This window comes from Euzebya rosea, from assembly GCF_003073135.1.
GTDB lineage: Bacteria > Actinomycetota > Nitriliruptoria > Euzebyales > Euzebyaceae > Euzebya > Euzebya rosea.
The window spans coordinates 1-18,452 of the sequence record NZ_PGDQ01000004.1 but is presented as its reverse complement, the minus strand read 5'-3'; the positions used below and the strand labels follow the sequence as shown (position 1 = coordinate 18,452).

The 18,452-nt window shown below is 69.5% G+C and carries 14 protein-coding genes; all 14 read left to right on the top strand.

Annotation, left to right across the window (positions count from 1 at the left end; all coding sequences use genetic code 11):
- Positions 1-140 precede the first annotated feature (140 nt).
- Positions 141-1,469 carry an NADH-ubiquinone oxidoreductase-F iron-sulfur binding region domain-containing protein gene (locus CUC05_RS05115; protein ID WP_108665020.1) on the top strand — a complete coding sequence of 443 codons (1,329 nt, stop codon included), beginning with the start codon at positions 141-143 and terminating at the stop codon, positions 1,467-1,469.
- On the top strand, positions 1,466-2,140 hold the full coding sequence (locus CUC05_RS05110; RefSeq protein ID WP_108665019.1) for a CBS domain-containing protein: 675 nt from the start codon (positions 1,466-1,468) through the stop codon (positions 2,138-2,140). The genes CUC05_RS05115 and CUC05_RS05110 overlap by 4 nt, the downstream gene beginning before the upstream one ends.
- Before the next feature lie 103 nt (positions 2,141-2,243).
- On the top strand, positions 2,244-4,340 hold the full coding sequence (gene tkt / locus CUC05_RS05105; protein ID WP_108665018.1) for a transketolase: 2,097 nt from the start codon (positions 2,244-2,246) through the stop codon (positions 4,338-4,340).
- Complete coding sequence (locus CUC05_RS05100) at positions 4,333-5,283, top strand: phosphoribulokinase (RefSeq protein WP_108665017.1); 951 nt, start codon at positions 4,333-4,335, stop codon at positions 5,281-5,283. Before tkt ends, CUC05_RS05100 begins: the two co-directional genes overlap by 8 nt.
- Before the next feature lie 127 nt (positions 5,284-5,410).
- Positions 5,411-6,301, top strand: a complete 891-nt coding sequence (locus CUC05_RS05095; RefSeq protein ID WP_108665385.1) for a LysR family transcriptional regulator — start codon at positions 5,411-5,413, stop codon at positions 6,299-6,301.
- Positions 6,302-6,424: 123 nt separating this feature from the next.
- On the top strand, positions 6,425-7,873 hold the full coding sequence (locus CUC05_RS05090) for a ribulose-bisphosphate carboxylase large subunit (RefSeq protein WP_108665016.1): 1,449 nt from the start codon (positions 6,425-6,427) through the stop codon (positions 7,871-7,873).
- 15 nt (positions 7,874-7,888) lie between these two features.
- Positions 7,889-8,320 carry a ribulose bisphosphate carboxylase small subunit gene (locus tag CUC05_RS05085; RefSeq protein WP_108665015.1) on the top strand — a complete coding sequence of 144 codons (432 nt, stop codon included), beginning with the start codon at positions 7,889-7,891 and terminating at the stop codon, positions 8,318-8,320.
- Positions 8,317-9,243, top strand: coding sequence for a CbbX protein (cbbX, locus tag CUC05_RS05080; protein WP_170127922.1), 927 nt, complete (start codon positions 8,317-8,319; stop codon positions 9,241-9,243). Before CUC05_RS05085 ends, cbbX begins: the two co-directional genes overlap by 4 nt.
- Positions 9,244-9,246: 3 nt before the next feature.
- Positions 9,247-10,041: an HAD-IIA family hydrolase gene (locus CUC05_RS05075; protein WP_108665014.1), complete on the top strand. Its 795-nt coding sequence runs from the start codon at positions 9,247-9,249 to the stop codon at positions 10,039-10,041.
- A 3-nt stretch (positions 10,042-10,044) separates the two neighbouring features.
- A complete protein-coding gene (locus tag CUC05_RS05070; protein WP_205712136.1) occupies positions 10,045-10,791 on the top strand; it encodes an HAD-IA family hydrolase in 747 nt (248 codons plus the stop codon).
- 207 nt (positions 10,792-10,998) lie between these two features.
- Positions 10,999-12,390 (top strand): hypothetical protein, encoded by a 1,392-nt coding sequence (locus tag CUC05_RS05065; protein WP_108665013.1) that lies wholly within the window; start codon positions 10,999-11,001, stop codon positions 12,388-12,390.
- Positions 12,383-13,105, top strand: coding sequence for a hypothetical protein (locus CUC05_RS05060; RefSeq protein WP_157965220.1), 723 nt, complete (start codon positions 12,383-12,385; stop codon positions 13,103-13,105). Before CUC05_RS05065 ends, CUC05_RS05060 begins: the two co-directional genes overlap by 8 nt.
- A complete protein-coding gene (locus CUC05_RS05055) occupies positions 13,102-17,451 on the top strand; it encodes a hypothetical protein (protein WP_157965219.1) in 4,350 nt (1,449 codons plus the stop codon). The genes CUC05_RS05060 and CUC05_RS05055 overlap by 4 nt, the downstream gene beginning before the upstream one ends.
- Positions 17,435-18,427: a Wadjet anti-phage system protein JetD domain-containing protein gene (locus tag CUC05_RS05050; protein WP_108665010.1), complete on the top strand. Its 993-nt coding sequence runs from the start codon at positions 17,435-17,437 to the stop codon at positions 18,425-18,427. Before CUC05_RS05055 ends, CUC05_RS05050 begins: the two co-directional genes overlap by 17 nt.
- The last annotated feature ends 25 nt before the right edge of the window (positions 18,428-18,452 follow it).

Sequence of the window (18,452 nt, the reverse complement as noted above, 5' to 3'; positions counted from 1 at the left end):
TGTGCTCCCCCCGAGGGTGGAGATCGGGTGGGCGCGGGGTCAGACCCACCCTGCATGCCACCCCTGGGGGGGATGGCCCGACGTCGGCCGGCTCCTAGCGTCGGACCGGCCCCAGTCACCCAGCCCGAACGGACAAGTCGATGCAGACAGAGCGTTTCGAGGGGCCGTTGGTTCCCTGTGCCACCGACGACCTCGCCGCTTACCTGGCGGCCGGCGGTGGGCGCGGCGTTGCCGCAGCGACGGCACGGCACCCGACGGAGGTGATCGGCATGCTGTCCGACGCCGGACTGCGCGGCCGAGGTGGTGCCTGGTTCCCGACGGCACGCAAGTGGGCCAGCGTGGCCGACAGCCTGTGCCAGACCCGCTATGTGGTGTGCAACGCCGCAGAGGGCGAACCAGGCACGTTCAAGGACCGCTGGTTGCTGCGGACCGCCCCGTACGCCGTCATCGAGGGTCTGGTTATCGCGGCCCACGCCGTCACCGCCGACGTGGCCTACATCGCCCTCAAGGAGCGGTTCGTCACCGAACGCGATCGTGTCGAGGCAGCGATCGCGGAGATGTCGGCTGCAGGTCTGCTGGACGGGGCGGCCGTGCGGGTCGCTGTCGGCCCCGACGAGTACCTGTTCGGTGAGGAGAAGGCGATGCTTGAGGTCATCGAGGGCCGGCCGGCGCTGCCCCGGATCCTGCCGCCCTACCAGGTCGGCCTGTTCGCCAAGCCCGGCTCACCCAACCCGACGGTGGTCAACAACGCCGAGACGCTGGCCAACGTGACCCGCATCCTGGCCGACGGCGTCGAGGCGTTCCGGTCCCTCGGGACCCCCGACAGTCCTGGCAGCATGCTGTTCACGGTGTGCGGCGACGTCAACAGGCCAGGCGTGTACGAACTGCCGCTGGGCACGCCGCTGCGGACGTTGATCGACCGGTGTGCGGGTGGCACCCGGTCGGGACGTCGGGTCAAGGCGGTGTTCCCCGGCGCGTCCAGCGGGGTGCTCACCGCCGACCGGCTCGACGTGCCGTTGTCGTTCGAGGCGATGTCGGCCGCCGGGTCGGGCCTGGGGTCGGGCGGGTTCGTCGTCTACGACACCTCCACGTGCATGGTGGAGGCCGCGGCGGTGTTCACCGCGTTCCTGCGCGACGGTTCGTGCGGGCAGTGCCCCGCCTGCGGGCAGGGCACGATCCGTATCGCCGAGACCGTCGAACGGCTCGAAGCCGGAACCGGGCAGGCCGACGTGATCGGAGCATTGGCCGACCGGTCCCGCAGCGTGACCGGCGGCAGCCGCTGCGGGCTTCCCAAAGGCGTGTCGGCGTTGGTGGACAGCCTCATCGACTGCTTCGAGGAGGAGTTCCTGGGCCATGCCGCCGGGCCGTGCGAGGCCCATCGGGCCCTGGCCGTTCCGGTCATCGCCGACATGGACCGGGTGACCGGCCGGGTCAGGTACGCCACAGCCGGACTGGAGCCGGCCCGATGACGGTCGGGGAGCTGGCCACCGGCGACGTGGTGACCGCCGAGCCGACCGACACGCTCCGCGATGCCGCGAAGCGGATGGACGCCGCCGGGGTCGGATCGGTTGTCGTGCTCGACGACGGCGCCCTGGTCGGCATCCTCACCGAACGCGACCTGCTGCGTTCCGTCGCTGCATCCGAGGACCCCGACACCACCCCGGTTCAGCAGCGGATGACCTCGCCGGTGGTGACCGTCGGGCCCGATTGGGAGGTCTATGAGGCGGCGGCGGAGATGGGCGACCACAGGATCCGTCACCTCGTGGTCACCGAGGACGGACGGGTTGTGGGAATCCTGTCGGTCCGCGATGTCCTGTTGGCCGGCCAACGCGTGCCGCTGACCGGTGGCGGCTGGGTCGTCCTGCGTGACCCCCTGACGTTCACCGTCAGGGAACGCCGACGCCTCCAGAAGTGCCTGTTGTCGGTGGAACCCGGACCGACCGACCAGATCGGCGTCGATGAGCTCATCCCCCTGATCGTCGGTGCGTGGTCGCTGGCCGTCGCCGTTCCCGCGGGCACCGCGGGCCTGTCAGCCCTCGCGGCGGCCGACCTGGACCTGCTCCGCGCCGCGGTCCGCGACGAACTCCCCCATCTCCAACGGTCGGTGCAGCCCGCGCCCGGCTGGCGGCGATGGGACTGACCAACCTCACCCGCCGTTCCCCACCACAGGGGGATGCCGGCAGCGGCCGGACGTCCATACCGTCCACCCGCCCCTCCCACGAAACCGATCGATTGGCCCCCAGATGACTGCCCCGACGACCGCCGTGCCAGCCAAGACCGGCTCGGCCCAGCAGGACACGCTGGCCATCCGGACGCTGCGACTGCTGGCCGCAGATGCCGTGGAGGCCGCCAGCAGCGGCCACCCCGGTCTGCCAATGGGCATGGCCCCGGCCGCCTGGGTGTTGTGGTCCAGGACGCTTCGGTTTGACCCCGCCGAGCCCGACTGGCCGGACCGGGATCGGTTCGTGCTGTCCGCAGGACACGGCTCGGCGCTGCTGTACGGCCTGCTTCACCTCTGCGGGTTCGACCTGCCGCTGGACGAGCTGCGCAGGTTCCGCCAGATCGATTCCCGCACGCCTGGCCACCCCGAGCACGGCCTCACACCGGGTGTGGAGATGACCACCGGCCCGCTCGGACAGGGCATCGCCACCGCGGTCGGCATGGCGCTGGCCGAACGGCTCCTGGCGGCCACGTACAACGACGAGGACGGCACCGTCGTTGACCACCGCACGTTCGTGCTCGCCTCCGACGGCGACCTGATGGAGGGCATCAGCCACGAGGCGGCGTCCCTGGCCGGACATCTGGGCCTTGGACGGCTCATCGTGTTGTACGACGACAACGAGATCACCATCGACGGGCGCACCGACATCGCGTGCAGCGACGACACCGACACGCGGTTCGCCGCCTACGGCTGGCACGTCGCCACCGTGGAGGACGGCAACGACACCGAAGCGATCCATGCCGCCGTCCAGGCTGCGGTCGCCGAGCCGGACCGGCCCAGCCTGATCCGGATCCGCACGACGATCGGCTACGGCGCTCCCGACGTGGAGGGCACCCCCGCAGCCCATGGGGCCCCGCTCGGGGCCGACCAGCTGGCACGGGCCAAGCAACGGCTCGGCGGCGACCCCGACCAGTCGTTCCACGTCCCCGCACCGCTGATCGGTGTTCGCGACCGGCTCGTCGCGGCCGGACGGCGCCGCCGGCAGGACTGGGAGGCCCGCCATGCGGCATGGGGCACCCGGAACCCCTCCGCAGCCTCACAGTGGCGGCGAACGATGAGCGGGTCGCTGCCCGACGGGCTCACCGACGCGGTTCCGACGTTCGAACCCGGCACACGGATGGCGACGCGCAGCGCGTTCGGTGCGGTGCTCAGGGCCACCTCGGCGGTGATGCCCGAGCTGGTCGGCGGATCCGCGGACCTTGCCGCATCCACCAAGACCGGGACGTCCGACACCACCGACGTCACCCGCGAGGACCACCGTGGCCGCCGACTCCACTTCGGTGTCCGCGAGCACGCCATGGCCGCGGCCTGCAACGGCATCGCGCTCCACGGCGGCCTGCGACCCTACGGCGCCACCTTCGCGGTGTTCTCCGACTACGCCCGCCCCGCGATCCGGCTGTCGGCGCTGATGGGCCAGCCCGTCATCCACGTGTTCACCCACGACTCCATCGCCGTTGGCGAGGACGGACCCACACATCAGCCCGTCGAACAGCTCACCGCCCTGCGGCTCATCCCGGACCTGGCAGTGCTGCGGCCGGCCGACGCCAACGAGACCGCCGCCGCCTGGGAGGTGGCGCTGAACCGCACCGACGGACCGACCGCGTTGTTCCTCACCAGGCAGGACCTGCCGGTGCTCGACGCTGCACCCCGCGGCGCGGTGGGCCAGGACGGCGCCTGGACCGTCCACGACAGCGCCACCCGGCCCGACGTCGTCCTGATCGCCACCGGTTCGGAGGTCGCACTGGCCATCGAAGCCGCCGCACGGTTGGCCGCCGACCCCGACCCGTTGGCCGCCCGTGTCGTGTCGATGCCCTGGCGGGAGCAGTTCCTCCGCCAGCCCGGCCATCGACACGACCGGCTGCTGCCACCGGGCGTGCCACGGGTCGCCATCGAAGCCGGGGTCCGTGAGGGCTGGGACCGGATCGTCGGCGATGCCGGGGCGGTCCTCGCACTGGACCGGTTCGGACTGTCAGCCCCCGGCCCGGAGGTCCAACAGCGTCTCGGCCTCACCGAGGACGCCGTGGTGGCCGCCGCCCGAGCCGTCGTGGCCGCCCGAGCAGCCGCACGAACGGCCGACCCGACCCCCTCGCCCACCACGACAGGAGTAGCCCATGCCTGACAAGGCGGTCAGGATCCGTCAAGCGTCCACCAACGGGCAGGCCCGCCCACGACTGCTCGCGATCGCCGGTGACAGCGCCGCGGGCAAGACGACACTGTCACGCGGGCTGGTGGAAGCCATCGGCGAGGACCGGGCGACGGTCATCTGCGTGGACGACTACCACCGCTACGACCGTGCCGAGCGCAAGGGGATGACCATCACCCCGCTCCACCCCGACTGCAACTACGTCCAGGTCATGGAGCAGCACCTGCAGCTGCTGGCGATCGGCCAACCCATCCTCAAACCCGTCTACGACCACGCCACCGGCGAGCTGGTCCGTCCCGAACTGGTCGAGCCCAAGGAGATCGTCATCGTGGAGGGCCTCCTGCCCCTGCACACGCGGCTGTCCCGCGCTTGCTTCGACGTCTCCGTGTACCTCTCGCCCCCCGAAGACATTCGCAAGGGCTGGAAGGTCCATCGCGACACCACCCAGCGCGGCTACACCGAGGACCAGGTCCTGGACGCCCTCAGACGACGGGAACCGGAGTCCGAGGCCTACATCCGCCCGCAGCGCAGCCACGCCGACATCGTCGTCACCTTCGCTCCGATCGAGGGGCGTGACGACCCGCCTGGCACGCCTCTGTCAGCCACCCTGCTGCTCCGCCCGACCATCCCCCACCCCGACTTCGGCAGGATGCAGTCGCCGGGCGACGCGGCCGGCGAACCGGCCATGCACCTCAAGCTCATGCGTGACGACGACGGCCGGCCCGTCGACGCGCTGCACATCCACGGCCATGCCCCGCCGGAGGACACCCGCGCGCTGAAGAAGCTCGTGTGGGAGGACCTGGGCAGGGACGAACCACTACCCGACAGCCTGGGCCGGATCGGCAGCGACTTCACCAGCGAGCCTCTGGCGCTGACCCAGCTGATCCTCCTCCACCACCTGCTGCGGAGCTTCGAATGACCGCCGGCCCGATGGAGGTCGCCACCGAAGCGATGAGCCAGTACCTGACCGGCAGCGGCTACTGACCGGCGCCGTTCCCGGCCGACAAACCCGTGGCCCACACCCCGGTCGTGCATAGGGTGTGCCGGTGACCCTGAACCAACTCCGCGTCTTCGTCGCACTGGCCGACACCGGCTCGGCACGCGCCACCGCCGAACGGCTCTTCGTCACCCAGCCAGCCGTCTCCGCCGCCCTGCGAAACCTGCAGGACGAGCTCGGCGTTGCCCTGGTCGAACCAGACGGGCGCGGGCTACGACTGACCGCAGCCGGCCGCCAGTTCGCCGAACGGACCCGGCTGGCGCTCGGGATCCTCGACCAGGCAACGCGTGCCGCCACCGACCACGCCAGACCCGAGGCCGGCCTCGTCCGCGTCGTCGCGGTCACCACCGCCAGCGAGCACGTGCTCGCCCGATCCCTGGCCATGTTCCACGCCCGTCACCCCGAGGTCGAGGTCTCCCTTGACGTCGGGACCCGCGACGAGGTCTGGGCGATGATGGACCGACGCGCCGCCGACGTCGCCCTTGCGGGGCGGCCCCCGGCCGGCACGTCGCTGCGGGTCCGGGCGGTGGCCCCAAACGCCCTGGTCCTCGTCGCCGCCCCGTCGGTGGCCCCGACCAATCCGCGGACACTCGTGGACCTGGCCGCGATGACGTTCCTGCTTCGAGAAGCCGGCTCGGGGACCAGAGCCACACTCGAGGGGCTGCTGGAGACCCACGAGCTCGACCCGACCACGCTCACCCTGGGGTCCAACGGGGCCGTCGTCGCCGGAGCGGTCGCCGGGTTGGGGGTGACACTGCTGTCCCGTTCCGCCGTCGAACGCGAGCTCGCCGATGGGACGCTCGTGGAACTCCCCACCGACGTCACGCCACTGGACCGGCCCTGGCACGCCGTCACCCACGCCGACGCCCCTCCCACGGCGGAGCTGTTCATCACCGACCTCCTCACCGACGACGCCTCCACCCCGTTCCGACGGCCCTGACCCGACGACCGCCTGCAACCGCGCCCCCCAAATGCCATCACATAAATCAGAGTTTATCAGTCATGTGAAAGTGTTAGCGTTTAGATGTTGAGTTGATGTGGGGGTGCGACCCACACTGCCGGCATGACCACCACCCAACCCGACACCCGGCGCTACGACGCCGGGGTCATCCCCTACAAGCAGATGGGCTACTGGGACCCCGACTACGAACCGGCCGACACCGACGTGCTGGCGGTCTTCCGGATCACCCCCCAGCCGGGGGTCGACCCCGGCGAGGCCGCCGCGGCGGTCGCGGGTGAGTCATCGACCGCCACCTGGACGGTGGTGTGGACCGACCGGCTGACCGACTGCGAGCGGTATCGGGCCAAGGCCTACCGGCTGGACCCGGTGCCCGGCAGCCCCGACCAGTACTTCGCCTACATCGCCTACGACATCGACCTGTTCGAGCAGGGCTCGATCACCAACCTTACCGCCTCGATCATCGGCAACGTGTTCGGGTTCAAAGCCGTCAAGGCACTGCGCCTGGAAGACATGCGCATCCCCGTCGCGTACATGAAGACGTTCACCGGGCCGCCGACCGGGATCGTGGTCGAACGCGAACGGCTGGACAAGTTCGGCCGACCACTGCTCGGCGCCACCACCAAGCCCAAGCTCGGCCTGTCGGGCAAGAACTACGGCCGCGTCGTGTACGAGGCGCTGTGCGGCGGCCTGGACTTCGTCAAGGACGACGAGAACATCAACTCCCAGCCGTTCATGCACTGGCGCGACCGGTTCCTGTACGTGATGGAGGCCGTCAACAACGCCTCCGCCCGCACCGGGGAGGTCAAGGGCCACTACCTCAACGTGACCGCCGCCACCATGGAGGACATGTACGAGCGGGCCGAGTTCGCCAAGGACCTCGGGTCGGTCATCATCATGATCGACCTGGTCATCGGCTACACCGCCGCCCAGTCGATCTCGAAGTGGGCCCGCGCCAACGACATGATCTTGCACCTGCACCGGGCCGGGCACTCCACCTACACCCGCCAGAAGACCCACGGGGTCAGCTTCCGCGTCATCAGCAAGTGGATGCGGATGATCGGGGTGGACCACATCCACGCCGGCACCGTCGTCGGCAAGCTCGAGGGCGACCCCAACATGGTCGGCGGGTTCTACGACGTGCTCCGGGAGACCCACAACCCCGTCAACCTCGAACGGGGCATCTTCTTCGACCAGGACTGGGCGTCGCTCAACAAGGTCATGCCCGTCGCCTCCGGCGGGATCCACGCCGGGCAGATGCACCAGCTGCTGCACTACCTCGGCGAGGACGTCGTGTTGCAGTTCGGCGGCGGCACCATCGGCCACCCCATGGGCATCCGAGCCGGCGCGACCGCCAACCGCGTGGCCCTGGAGACCATGATCATGGCCCGCAACGAGGGCAGGGACTACCTGGCCGAAGGCCCACAGATCCTCCGGGAGGCCGCCAAGACCTGCCGGCCGCTGGAAGCCGCGCTGGACACCTGGAAGGACATCACCTTCGACTACACCTCCACCGACACCCCCGACTTCGTCCCGACCCCGACCCCCTCCTAGCCACAGGTCACCACCATGCGACTCACCCAAGGCACGTTCTCCTTCCTCCCCGACCTCACCGACGACCAGATCGCCAGCCAGGTGAAGTACTGCTTGGACCACGGCTGGGCCGTCGGGATCGAGCACACCGACGACCCGCACCCCCGCAACACCTACTGGGAGATGTGGCAACAGCCGATGTTCGACCTCCGCGACCCCGCCGGTGTCCTGATGGAACTCACCGAGTGCCGTGCCGTGCACCCCACCGATTACATCCGCATCGTCGGGTTCGACAGCTCCGAGGGATGGGAGACCACCCGCCTGTCGTTCATCGTCAACCGGCCCGACGACGAACCCGGCTTCCGCCTCCACCGCCAGGAGATCGACGGCCGCCGCATCCGCTACACCTCCACCGCCTACGCCACCGACGACCCGCCCGGACGCCGCTACGGCACCGACGGCCCGTGACCGCCGACACCACCGCCACCGACCCGCAGGACACAACCGTCGGGCATCGCGACGACCGGCCACCGGTCGACCTGGCCGCCGCCATGGCCGACTCCGGCTTGCAGGAGGTGTTCGACGACCTCGACCGGGACCTTGTCGGGCTGGCGGAGATCAAGACCCGAGTCCGCGAGATCGCCGCGCTCCTACTGGTCGACCAGGCGCGGCAGGACGCCGGGCTGACGTCACGACCACCCACACTCCACATGAGCTTCACCGGAAGCCCCGGCACCGGCAAGACCACCGTCGCGGTCCGCATGGCCCAGATACTTCACCGGCTCGGCTACGTCCGTGAGGGCCAGGTCGTCACCGTCACCCGCGACGACCTGGTCGGGCAGTACATCGGCCACACCGCCCCCAAGACCAAAGACGCCATCAAACGTGCCATGGGCGGCGTGCTGTTCATCGACGAGGCCTACTACCTGTACCGGCCCGAGAACGAGCGCGACTACGGCCAGGAGGCCGTGGAGATCCTGTTGCAGACCATGGAGGACCACCGCGACGACCTCGTCGTCATCCTCGCCGGCTACGCCGACAAGATGGACGCGTTCTTCCAGGCAAGCCCCGGCTTCCGCTCCCGGATCGGCCACCACCTCACCTTCCCCGACTACACCGTCCAGGAGCTGGCCGCCATCGCCGACATCATGCTGGCCGACCAGAACTACCGCTTCAACGACGATGCACGACAGGCCTTCACCGACTACCTCCAGCGGCGCGTGGACCAACCCCAGTTCGCCAACGCCCGATCGGTCCGCAACGCCCTCGACCGCATCCGGCTCCGTCACGCGAACCGCCTCGTCACCGCCGGCGGCAAGCTCGGCCTGGACGACCTGGTCACCATAGAACCCTCCGACATCCTCGCCAGCCGCGTCTTCGAGCCGTCCTGACCGATGACGGACCCCATCGACCAGACTCTGGCCGGCCAGCTCTGGGTCTTGGACCTCGACGGCGTCGTGTGGCGTGGCAGCAAGGAGGTGGACGGCAGCCGTGACGCCATCGACCGGCTGCAGCGGGCCGGCGCAACCGTGGTGTTCGCCACCAACAACTCCACCAGGACCCCCGAGCAGGTCACCGCCCGGCTGGCGCACCTCGGCATCCGATCACAAGGCAACATCGTCACCTCCTCAGAGGCCGCCGCCTCCCTCCTACGCCCCGGAGAACGGGTGATGGTCATCGGCGAGCACGGGATCGCCGACGCCGCCGCCAAGGCGGGCGCGGTACCGACGTCCGGGCCCTGCGACACCGTCCTCGTCGGCCTCTCCCGCCACTTCGACTACGAAACCCTGCGGGCCGCCGGACATGCAATCCGGGACGGTGCCCGGCTCGTCGCCACCAACGACGACACGACGTTCCCGGCCACGGACGGCAGACTCGATCCGGGCTGCGGCGCCATCGTCGCCGCGATCGAGGCCGCAGGCGGCCGTCCTGCGGTCGTGGCCGGCAAGCCCCACCAGCCGATCGTGGACCTGATCCGCCGACGATGGGGAACGGCCCCCGGCGTCGGTGTGGGCGACCGGCCCGAGACCGACGGGCTGCTCGCCCACGCGTTGGGCCTGGACTTCGGGCTGGTCCTGTCCGGTGTGACGAGCGAGGAGGCCCTCCCCGTGACCCCGGGCCCGGAGCACGTGGTTGCGGACCTGGCCGGAATGGTCTGCCGTCTGCTCGATCACACGACGGTGGAGTAGCCGGTGACCGGGTCGGACATGGGCCGGCCGTTCGACGCCGTCATCTTCGACGTCGACGGCACACTGGCCGACACCGAACGCGATGGGCATCGGCCGGCGTTCAACACAGCGTTCGCCGTCCACGGAATCGACATCAGCTGGGACGAGATCGAGTACGGCCGGCTCCTCAGGACGCCGGGCGGCCGTCAACGAATCGTCGTGGACCTGCGGACCAGAGGTTTCCCTGCCGACCGCGTGGACGCGTTGGCCGCTGAGCTGCATGCAACGAAGACCCGGATATTCCGGGAGTCGGTCCTCGCCGGCGAGATCGGTCCCCGGCCCGGCCTCCCCGAACTCGTCACCGCCCTCACCGAAGCCGGGATCCGCCTCGCGGTGGCGACCACGGGGCGACGGGCATGGGTTGAACCACTGGTGGATCACATCCTTGGCGCGGGCACCGTGGAAGTGACCGTGACCGGAGACGACGTGCGTCGCCTCAAACCCCACCCGGAGGTCTACCTCCGCGCCCTGGAGGGGCTCGGGATCACGTCGCGGTCCGCACTGGCCATGGAGGATTCCCAGCCCGGGCTGGCAGCCTCGGTCGGTGCACACCTCGCAACCGTGGTCGTCACCACCAACTACACCAGCCGGCAAGACTTCACAGGGGCCGCGATGGTACGACCGGGCTATGACGGCGCGGATCCGCTGACATACGAGACCTGCCAGACGGCCCACCGGGCATGGTGGTCGGCACGCCAGCCAGAGCGGTGACCTTGCGGCGTTCCGTTTCGCACACGAGGGGGTCGGGCCTGTGGCCAGCACGTGCCGTCTGGGGGTCGGGCGCGCCGCCTGGCTCTCACGGGTCCTCCGCGAGCACGGCGTCACACCCACCAGGCATCCTCATGCCAGGCGCTCACCTACGCACCCCATCCCATGTCGACTCCCTCCGAACCGTCAGGTCCGGCAGCCATTGAGGCGATGCTGCAGGCGAGCCGTGCCCGGTCCGCAGAACGCATCCGGGGGCTGTGGCGCACCTCGAAGCTGACCAACCTCGCCGGCGCGACAGGCAGGGGCCACACCACTGAGGCCACCAATGACGTCGACGTGTTCGCCTGTGTCGAGGCCGCGGTGACGTTCTGTGTCGACCACATCTTCACCGACGCCGGCGGTGCGGATCTCGGCCAACTCATCGACCACGTCACCTCCACCGCGCTGTTGATGACCGACGACAACGACCGTGGGACGACGGTTGCACGCATGGTGGTCGACTGGCTGCTCGGGGAGGACCAGGGCAGGACGCACCGCCGCGCCCGGTATGCCAACCCGGCCAAGGGTTACATCTTCGAGTCCCTCGACGTGCCGTTGCTGCGTCGCCAGCAGTCCCGTGTCGATGACGACCTGGTCATCACCGCCGACACGACGCTGATCAACATGCTGTACGTCGCGTTGGACAACAGCCTCGCCGACGCCACCGTGGCCCACGACGCCGTCATCCGTGCCCAGCTGTCCCAGGGCCGGTTCTCCGCCGCCCAGGAAACGGCCAAGCAGAACGCCGCCGTCGCCTCCGCGTTCGCAAAGCAACTCACCGGCCAGCTCGACCTGACCAAGCGCAACGTTGCGGCCGCCGACTGGTCCCACGGCATCCCCGCACTCATCGAAACGGCCCGCCAGCACATCCACGACCGCCTCGCCGACGAGGAGGAACTGATCCAGATCTCGGAGAACCTGATGGTGGAACAGGCCGAGAAGGGCGAGACCGACAGCCACGCCGCCCTCGTGGCTGTTGTCGAGCAGATCCGTGCCTACCGTGGGATCCACCTTCACCTGTTCACCGAGGTGATCGGTGCCCAGGCGGTCTTCCTGGACGCCCAGGCCTACCAGGGGTTCGGTGTCGTGGTTGAACCGGCGATCGACTTCACCGACGCGTTTCACCAGGCACTGTTGATGGGGGCGGGCGAACTGGCCGACGCCGTGGATGCGGTGCGCCACCAGGTCCAAACACCCGTGGCCCCTCCGGTCGTCACCGTCGGCGACGCCCTGCATCGTCTCCTCGCCGCACCCCGCGTAGCCGGCGAGCGGATCGATGCCGACCCCCGCGACCTCGTCGAGGAACCCGAACGGCACATCTTCTCCGCCAACGACATCACCGCGGCACTGCACCGGCTCTCGGAGCTTGACAGCCCGACCAACCTGTCGTCCCTCCTGGACCCCGCCGACCCCAAGGCTGCCGACCTGCTTGTCATGCTCACCCTTGCGGAGTGGGCCACCCCAACCATCGACGTCGGCATCGTCGCCGACGGCAACTTCGTGGGCCCGACCCACCACGGAACCGACCTGACCATCACCCCAGGAACCGACACCGATGTTTGACCGAGATGACGTCGCCGGCGTGGCCACCCTGCTACGCCACACCCTCGCACGCCACCTCCCGGGCCGACATCCCGAGCATCGTGCGCTCCTCACCCGGTACCGCACCGACGCCGGCTTCCGGGACCTCACCGAGGTCATGGCCAACGGCCTCGGTCTGGACGTGCTCGACGTCAGCGACCTGTCCGGTTTGGTGCTGGCCCCCCAACCGAACTCGCCGTTCACCGTCAGCGTCGGCGATCTGACCGGTGACAGCCGCGGAGCGGGCGACCGGCTGCTGTACGGCCTGGCCTGGCTTGGGGTGGCAACCTACTGCTATCCCTCGCCCGCCCGGCTCGACGACGACCGGGAGGAGGTCTTCACCCGGGACGCCCTGTCGGCGCACATCACCGACCAGTGCCGAGTGCTGGAAAGCGACTGGGACGGTGTGGACGTCGATGAGGAGCACCTGCGGACCGCCTGGCGTCTGTGGTTGCAGAAGGACCCGGTCAACCCGACCGCATCGGGGGGACAGAAGAAGTTCGGCTCCCGTGCCTGGTACCTCGACCAGACCATCGGCCTGCTGGCGGCCAACCATCTGATCCGCGAGACCGGCGTGGCCGGCCAGTACCGGACCACCGCGAGGTTCCGGGTCCAACTGCGGGAAGCGGGCGACAGCCTCGCCCTGTCTCTGTTCCGGTCCGCCACCCGCCCAACCGACCGGAGCACGACACCATGATGTACCTCCGCCGCTGCCTGCTGGTCCGACTCGGACCCTCGGGCCCATCGGGGGTCCGATTCGACCCCGTCGAGCTGTCCTTCGTCGACGAACGCGGGGTGCCGTGCCACTCCGGCCTGCTGTTGGAGAACGGCGGCGGCAAGACCACGTTGATCTCATGGGTGTTCGCCTCACTTGACCCGCGGCCGTCCAGGTTCATCGCAACGAAACGCACGTCCAGCCACAGGATGGGCGACTACGTGACCGCAGGAAGCGTCGCCCACGTGATCTGCGAATGGGCCGTGCCGCTCACTGCACCTACCTTGGACGGTGACGCATTCCAGACCAAGGTGACCGGCCTGGTCATGACCGGCCGGGGCCCCAACGTGTTGCCCGACCGGCGTGTCTACGGCTTCCGCAGCACCCCCACCCTGTCGTTCGACTCCCTCCCCCACGGCGCCGGAGAACGGTCCTACCTGGGGGCCGCCGACTACATGGCGGCGATCCGCACCGCCGCCGAAGGCGACAACAACCTGTATGACCACCCGGCCACCACCGACCGGTGGGCGGCCTGGTTGCGTGGCGAGCACATCGACCCGGACCTCATCGAGATGCAGGCGAACATGAACTCCCAGGAGTCCGGCGCCGCGTCGTTGCTCAAGGACAACGGCAACGTGTGGACGTTCACCCAACGTCTGCTTGAACTCACCGCCGACGCCGCGTCCGACGCCGCGGTCGCAGCGATCGCGGCGTTGCACGACAAGGCGCAGCACACCGCATCTCGACGGCAGGAACTGGACGCGTTCACCGCCGTGTCCGACCCGTTGGCCAACGCCGCGATCATGCTGGACGACCTGTCCCAGGCCCTGGGTCGCCGTGATCAATCAGCGCGGGCCGCAGTCGAACTGGCCGGCCGTCTGACCAGGTCAGCCGCCACACTGGATGACCTTGCTGTTGGCCATGGCAACGACCGCCAGGCCGCCGAATCACGTCGTGCAGCAGCCGAAACGGCACGGGCAGCGTGGAACAAGCGGTACCAGTGGGCACGACGCACCCAGCAGGACTACCGGGTCCAACGGGTGACACAGGCCGCCCGCGACGCCGCGCAGACGGCGGAGGAGGCCGAACGGGGCGCCGACGCATGGAACGCCGTGGAGGACGTCATCGAACTCCGTGCAGCCCGTCAGGACCGCGAGAGGATCCGGACCGAGATCGATGACGCCCACACCACGGCGGCGCCCTACCAGCAGGCCCTCGACCGCCGGATCGCCGTTGCCCTGGGGACCATCGCTCACCTGGACGCCGACTACCGCGGCCGGGCCGCCACCGCCAGGCAAGACGCGGCCACGGCCATCGAAGGCCGCAATGCCGTCGAGGCCGAACTGGAAGGACTGGCAGCACAGGAGGCAACGATCGTTGCCAACCTCACTGCGGCACGCGATGCGCTTGACGCGCTCAACGCCGACATCGATGCCCGGATCGCCGCCGGGGACCTTCACGACCGGGACGTGGTCGGCGCCACCGATGCCCGACGTGTCGAACGCGCCGACGCCGAAACCGAGTCCGCCCGGTTGCGCGAGGTCCACAGCGGCATGGGGATCGGCCTGACCGAACTGCGCAGCCGGCACGCCAAGGCCAATGGCCTGTTGACCTCGGCCCAGTCGACACATGCCTTGGCCCGCCAACGCATCGCGACGGTCGACAAAGCCGTCGCACAGGTCGCGGCACGCGCCGGCTTTGCTGACATCACCGACACCGGAAGCGTCCTGGGCGACCTCGACGCAGTCCTGGCCATGACCTCCCACAGGGAGTCGGAGGCCCGCGACCGGCTGGCCGACATCGACGACCGGCTGTCTCGCCTGCGCAGCGAACGTGCCCGTCTCGACGGCCTGGTCGAGGTCGACGCCGATGTCGAAGCGGCCGTCGCGTCGCTGCGCCGGCAACGCGTGTCAGCCCACGCCGGATGGGAACACATCGCCGACTCCGATGCCGTTGACCGCACCCGGTTGGCCACCCGGCGTCCGGGCATGGCCAACGGCATCGTCGTCACGGGCACCACCCCGACGGACGCCGCCGCCAAGTTGGCCGGCGTGACCGTCGACCGGGCAATCGTCATCACCCAACCCGATGCGCCGCACGACCACAACGGCGTGGATGCCGTGCTGCTCCCCGAACCGCACCGGTACGATCCCGACGCCGCCACAGCACGCAAGGCCGAACTCGACGAGCAGATCCGCGCCGACGCCGACGACGCCGAACGGACCCGCTCGGCGGCCAAGAACTGGTCGTCGTTGCACCTGGCGTTGGAGGGGCTCACCGGTCTTGGGGCCGAACGCGCCGCCGCAGCCGACAGCGAACGCGACGCCGCCGAGGTGATCGGGCGGCACCGCGCGACGATGCGGGACCTGGACGGCCGGATCGACACGGCGCAGGAGGAGCTGGCGTCGGTCAGCACGTCCATCGACATCCTCGATACGACCGCCCGGCAGGCCACCACCGAGCTCGAATGGCTGATCCCGCTGGCCGAACGGGCCGGACGTGCACGGACCTGGCGCACCACCATCGACGACAGCGACACCCGGCTGGCCGACATCCGATCGGCCCGGCCCGACCTGACCCGGCGACGAGACGCCCTGGAAGGCACCGCGTCCGACCTCCGCGCCAAGGCCGCTGCATGGGTCACCAGCGCAGAGCGGCTCCTCACCGAAGCGGTCAGCCATTCACTCGATCCCGACGGCGACGCAGCCCGAGTCGACCCGGCGGACCTCGTCCCCCTCGAACGGCTGTACGTCGACATCCAACGGCTGCGTGACAAGGTCAAGGAGGTCAGCCCGACCGACGGCCTCCGGGAGGAACTCCAGACAGCGGAGACACGCGTCGGGCAGGCGACCACGCGGCTGGCGCCGCTCACCAAGGCGACCCGTGCCCATGCCGAGGAGCTGGCCGACACCACCGACGCCCATGACGCGTTCATGCGTCAGCGGCGGATCGCTGATGCCACCGAGCGCCGCAGGGTCGCCCAGCACCGGTCCGGTGAAGCCGCCACGGCCATGGCAAACGCCGAACGCGACCTCGCTGCCCTCCCCCACGGCGAGAGGCCGTCCGAGCAGTACCACCTGCCCATCCCGACCTCAGAACAGGACGCCGCGCAGGTTGTGACCACCGCAGAACGGCTCAGCACCGATGCGGCAGCAGCGGCACGCTCCGCTCAGGAGCAGCGCGATATCGCCGATGGCAAGGCCCGCGACTGCACCCAGCGGGCAACTGTGTTCCGCACGGGTGCCACCACGCTGACCAACACCCTTGCTGATCGGGGGCTGGACGTCCCAGAGCCGCTGCCCGACACCGGTCCGTTCCCCGGCGATGCGGCCGCGGCCAAGACCGCCGCGGCCGGTGCCCGTCGCCAGCTCGGTGCCACCTCGGAGGCGGTGACCGCTGCCCGCGAACAGGCTCACGAGGCGAGGGAAGCGGTGCTAGCCGTGCTCGCCGACCACGACGGGTTCCCGCAGAGGCTGGCCGAACAGATGCGGTTGGCCGTCAACGTCAGTCACGCCGACGTCCTCCGCGTGGCCGACGAGGTCGACAAGAGGATCGCTGCGCTCACCGTGGAACTCGAATCGTTCGACACCGAACGCGACCACATGGTCGCGGAGATCGCCGGGGCAGCCGGCTCCGTACTGTCGCTGCTGGACCGCATGTCGCGGATGTCGACGATGCACGGCGACCTTGGCGACTGGACTGGCAAGAAGTTCATCCTCGTCAACTACGACCGTGAGGCCAAGAAGGACCTCGCCGCACCCACCCGGCGGGTCCTGGATGAGCTCTTGTCCACCGACGCCGCCCCCGACCGGCTGGAGCATCTCCTGGTCCGAATCCTGCAACTGGCCCTCGGCCCGACAGGCCTACGGGTGAAGATGCTGAAACCAAACAGCGAGCTGGACTGCGTGTACAACCAGATCGAAGAGTTCAGCGGGTCGGAAGGACAGAAGCTCACCGCAGCGATCCTGCTGTACTGCGTCCTGTCCAGGATCCGCAGCGAACGGACCGCATCGACTGGACGTGGCCCGGGGGCGTTGTGGCTCGACAACCCGTTCGGTCAGGCCAACCAGACCACACTGGTGGACCTGCAACGACGCATGGCCGACGCGTTGGAGGTGCAGCTCATCTACTGCACCGGCATCGCCGACCCCAACGCCGTCGCCCACCTCCACCGTTGGACCCACATGAAGAAGCAACTCAACCGCGCCACGAACGACCGTCACCTCACCGTCGTCTCCACCGGCAGAACACTGCCCCAAGTCGATGCCTTCACCGCCTACCAACGGGCCACCACAAACGTAGGCAGCTCCGATGCCACGCCCCGATGACGCCAGCCGGCTGTGGGACGCCATCCGGGCCGTCTCCTCCACCAGGACCGTCCCACTCGCCCGGCTGTACGAGGCCTACACCCTCGCCTTCCCCGACCGGATCGGACACGGGACCGTCGACACCACCATCGCTGACAGCCTCCAAACCCTCGAGGGCCAAGGACTGCTGCGCCGATCCCTACGAACCGACAGTCGCGCCAACCCACCCCTGCCCACCCGGATCACGCGGCTCGACCTGCCCGAACCCATCCCGCCGACCGACCCCACCGACTGGTACGCCATCAACTGGCACCCCTCGCTCCGATGGATCCCCACCGTCTTCAGCAGCGGCAGGCCGGGCCCGACCAGCCGTGCGACACTGACCGCTGTCAACACCTGGCTGAAGGCCGACCCCGACCTCCGACCGATCGCAGCGACCGAACGCGCCCTTGAGGTCTTCGGCGACGAGAAGGCCATCGACCGCAGGGTGGGCGGTCACACCATCTGGGCACCCGGCCGGCTCGACGAGACGCTCCTCGCCTACGATGTCGAGCCGCTGCCGATGGTCACCACCACCACCGGTCACGGCAGCCGCGTGCTGGTCATCGAGAACAAGGCGACCTATCACTCGGCCGTCCGTGCCGTGGCGGGACGGCCCTGCCGCTACCGGGCGATCGGGTTCGGCGACGGCAACCGCTTCCGCTCCATGCTGCCGTCGATACCCCAACTGCACCCCGGCGTGACCGAGGTCGACTATTTTGGTGACCTCGACTCCGCCGGGCTCGACATGCCGGCCACCGCGGTCACCGTCGGAAGCGAGGCCGGGATCGATGTGCGACCCGCAGTGGACCTCTACCTGTGGCTGGTCGACCTGGGCCGATCCCGACCCCACGACTGGGCCACCGACAACACGGGTCTACGCCGCTGCGGGGGGTCGGCGTCGCCTGATGCGTGCAGCGGGGGCATCTTGCCAGTCCACGCCGCAGTGCAGCAGTAGGCGGATGCGGTAGTTGTCGAAGTTG

Coding starts and splice junctions, on each gene's coding strand:
- CUC05_RS05115 (WP_108665020.1), top strand. CDS start 141: ATGCAGACAGAGCGTTTCGAGGGGCCGTTGGTTCCCTGTGCCACCGAC.
- CUC05_RS05110 (WP_108665019.1), top strand. CDS start 1,466: ATGACGGTCGGGGAGCTGGCCACCGGCGACGTGGTGACCGCCGAGCCG.
- tkt (WP_108665018.1), top strand. CDS start 2,244: ATGACTGCCCCGACGACCGCCGTGCCAGCCAAGACCGGCTCGGCCCAG.
- CUC05_RS05100 (WP_108665017.1), top strand. CDS start 4,333: ATGCCTGACAAGGCGGTCAGGATCCGTCAAGCGTCCACCAACGGGCAG.
- CUC05_RS05090 (WP_108665016.1), top strand. CDS start 6,425: ATGACCACCACCCAACCCGACACCCGGCGCTACGACGCCGGGGTCATC.
- CUC05_RS05085 (WP_108665015.1), top strand. CDS start 7,889: ATGCGACTCACCCAAGGCACGTTCTCCTTCCTCCCCGACCTCACCGAC.
- CUC05_RS05075 (WP_108665014.1), top strand. CDS start 9,247: ATGACGGACCCCATCGACCAGACTCTGGCCGGCCAGCTCTGGGTCTTG.
- CUC05_RS05065 (WP_108665013.1), top strand. CDS start 10,999: ATGCTGCAGGCGAGCCGTGCCCGGTCCGCAGAACGCATCCGGGGGCTG.
- CUC05_RS05060 (WP_157965220.1), top strand. CDS start 12,383: ATGTTTGACCGAGATGACGTCGCCGGCGTGGCCACCCTGCTACGCCAC.
- CUC05_RS05055 (WP_157965219.1), top strand. CDS start 13,102: ATGATGTACCTCCGCCGCTGCCTGCTGGTCCGACTCGGACCCTCGGGC.
- CUC05_RS05050 (WP_108665010.1), top strand. CDS start 17,435: ATGCCACGCCCCGATGACGCCAGCCGGCTGTGGGACGCCATCCGGGCC.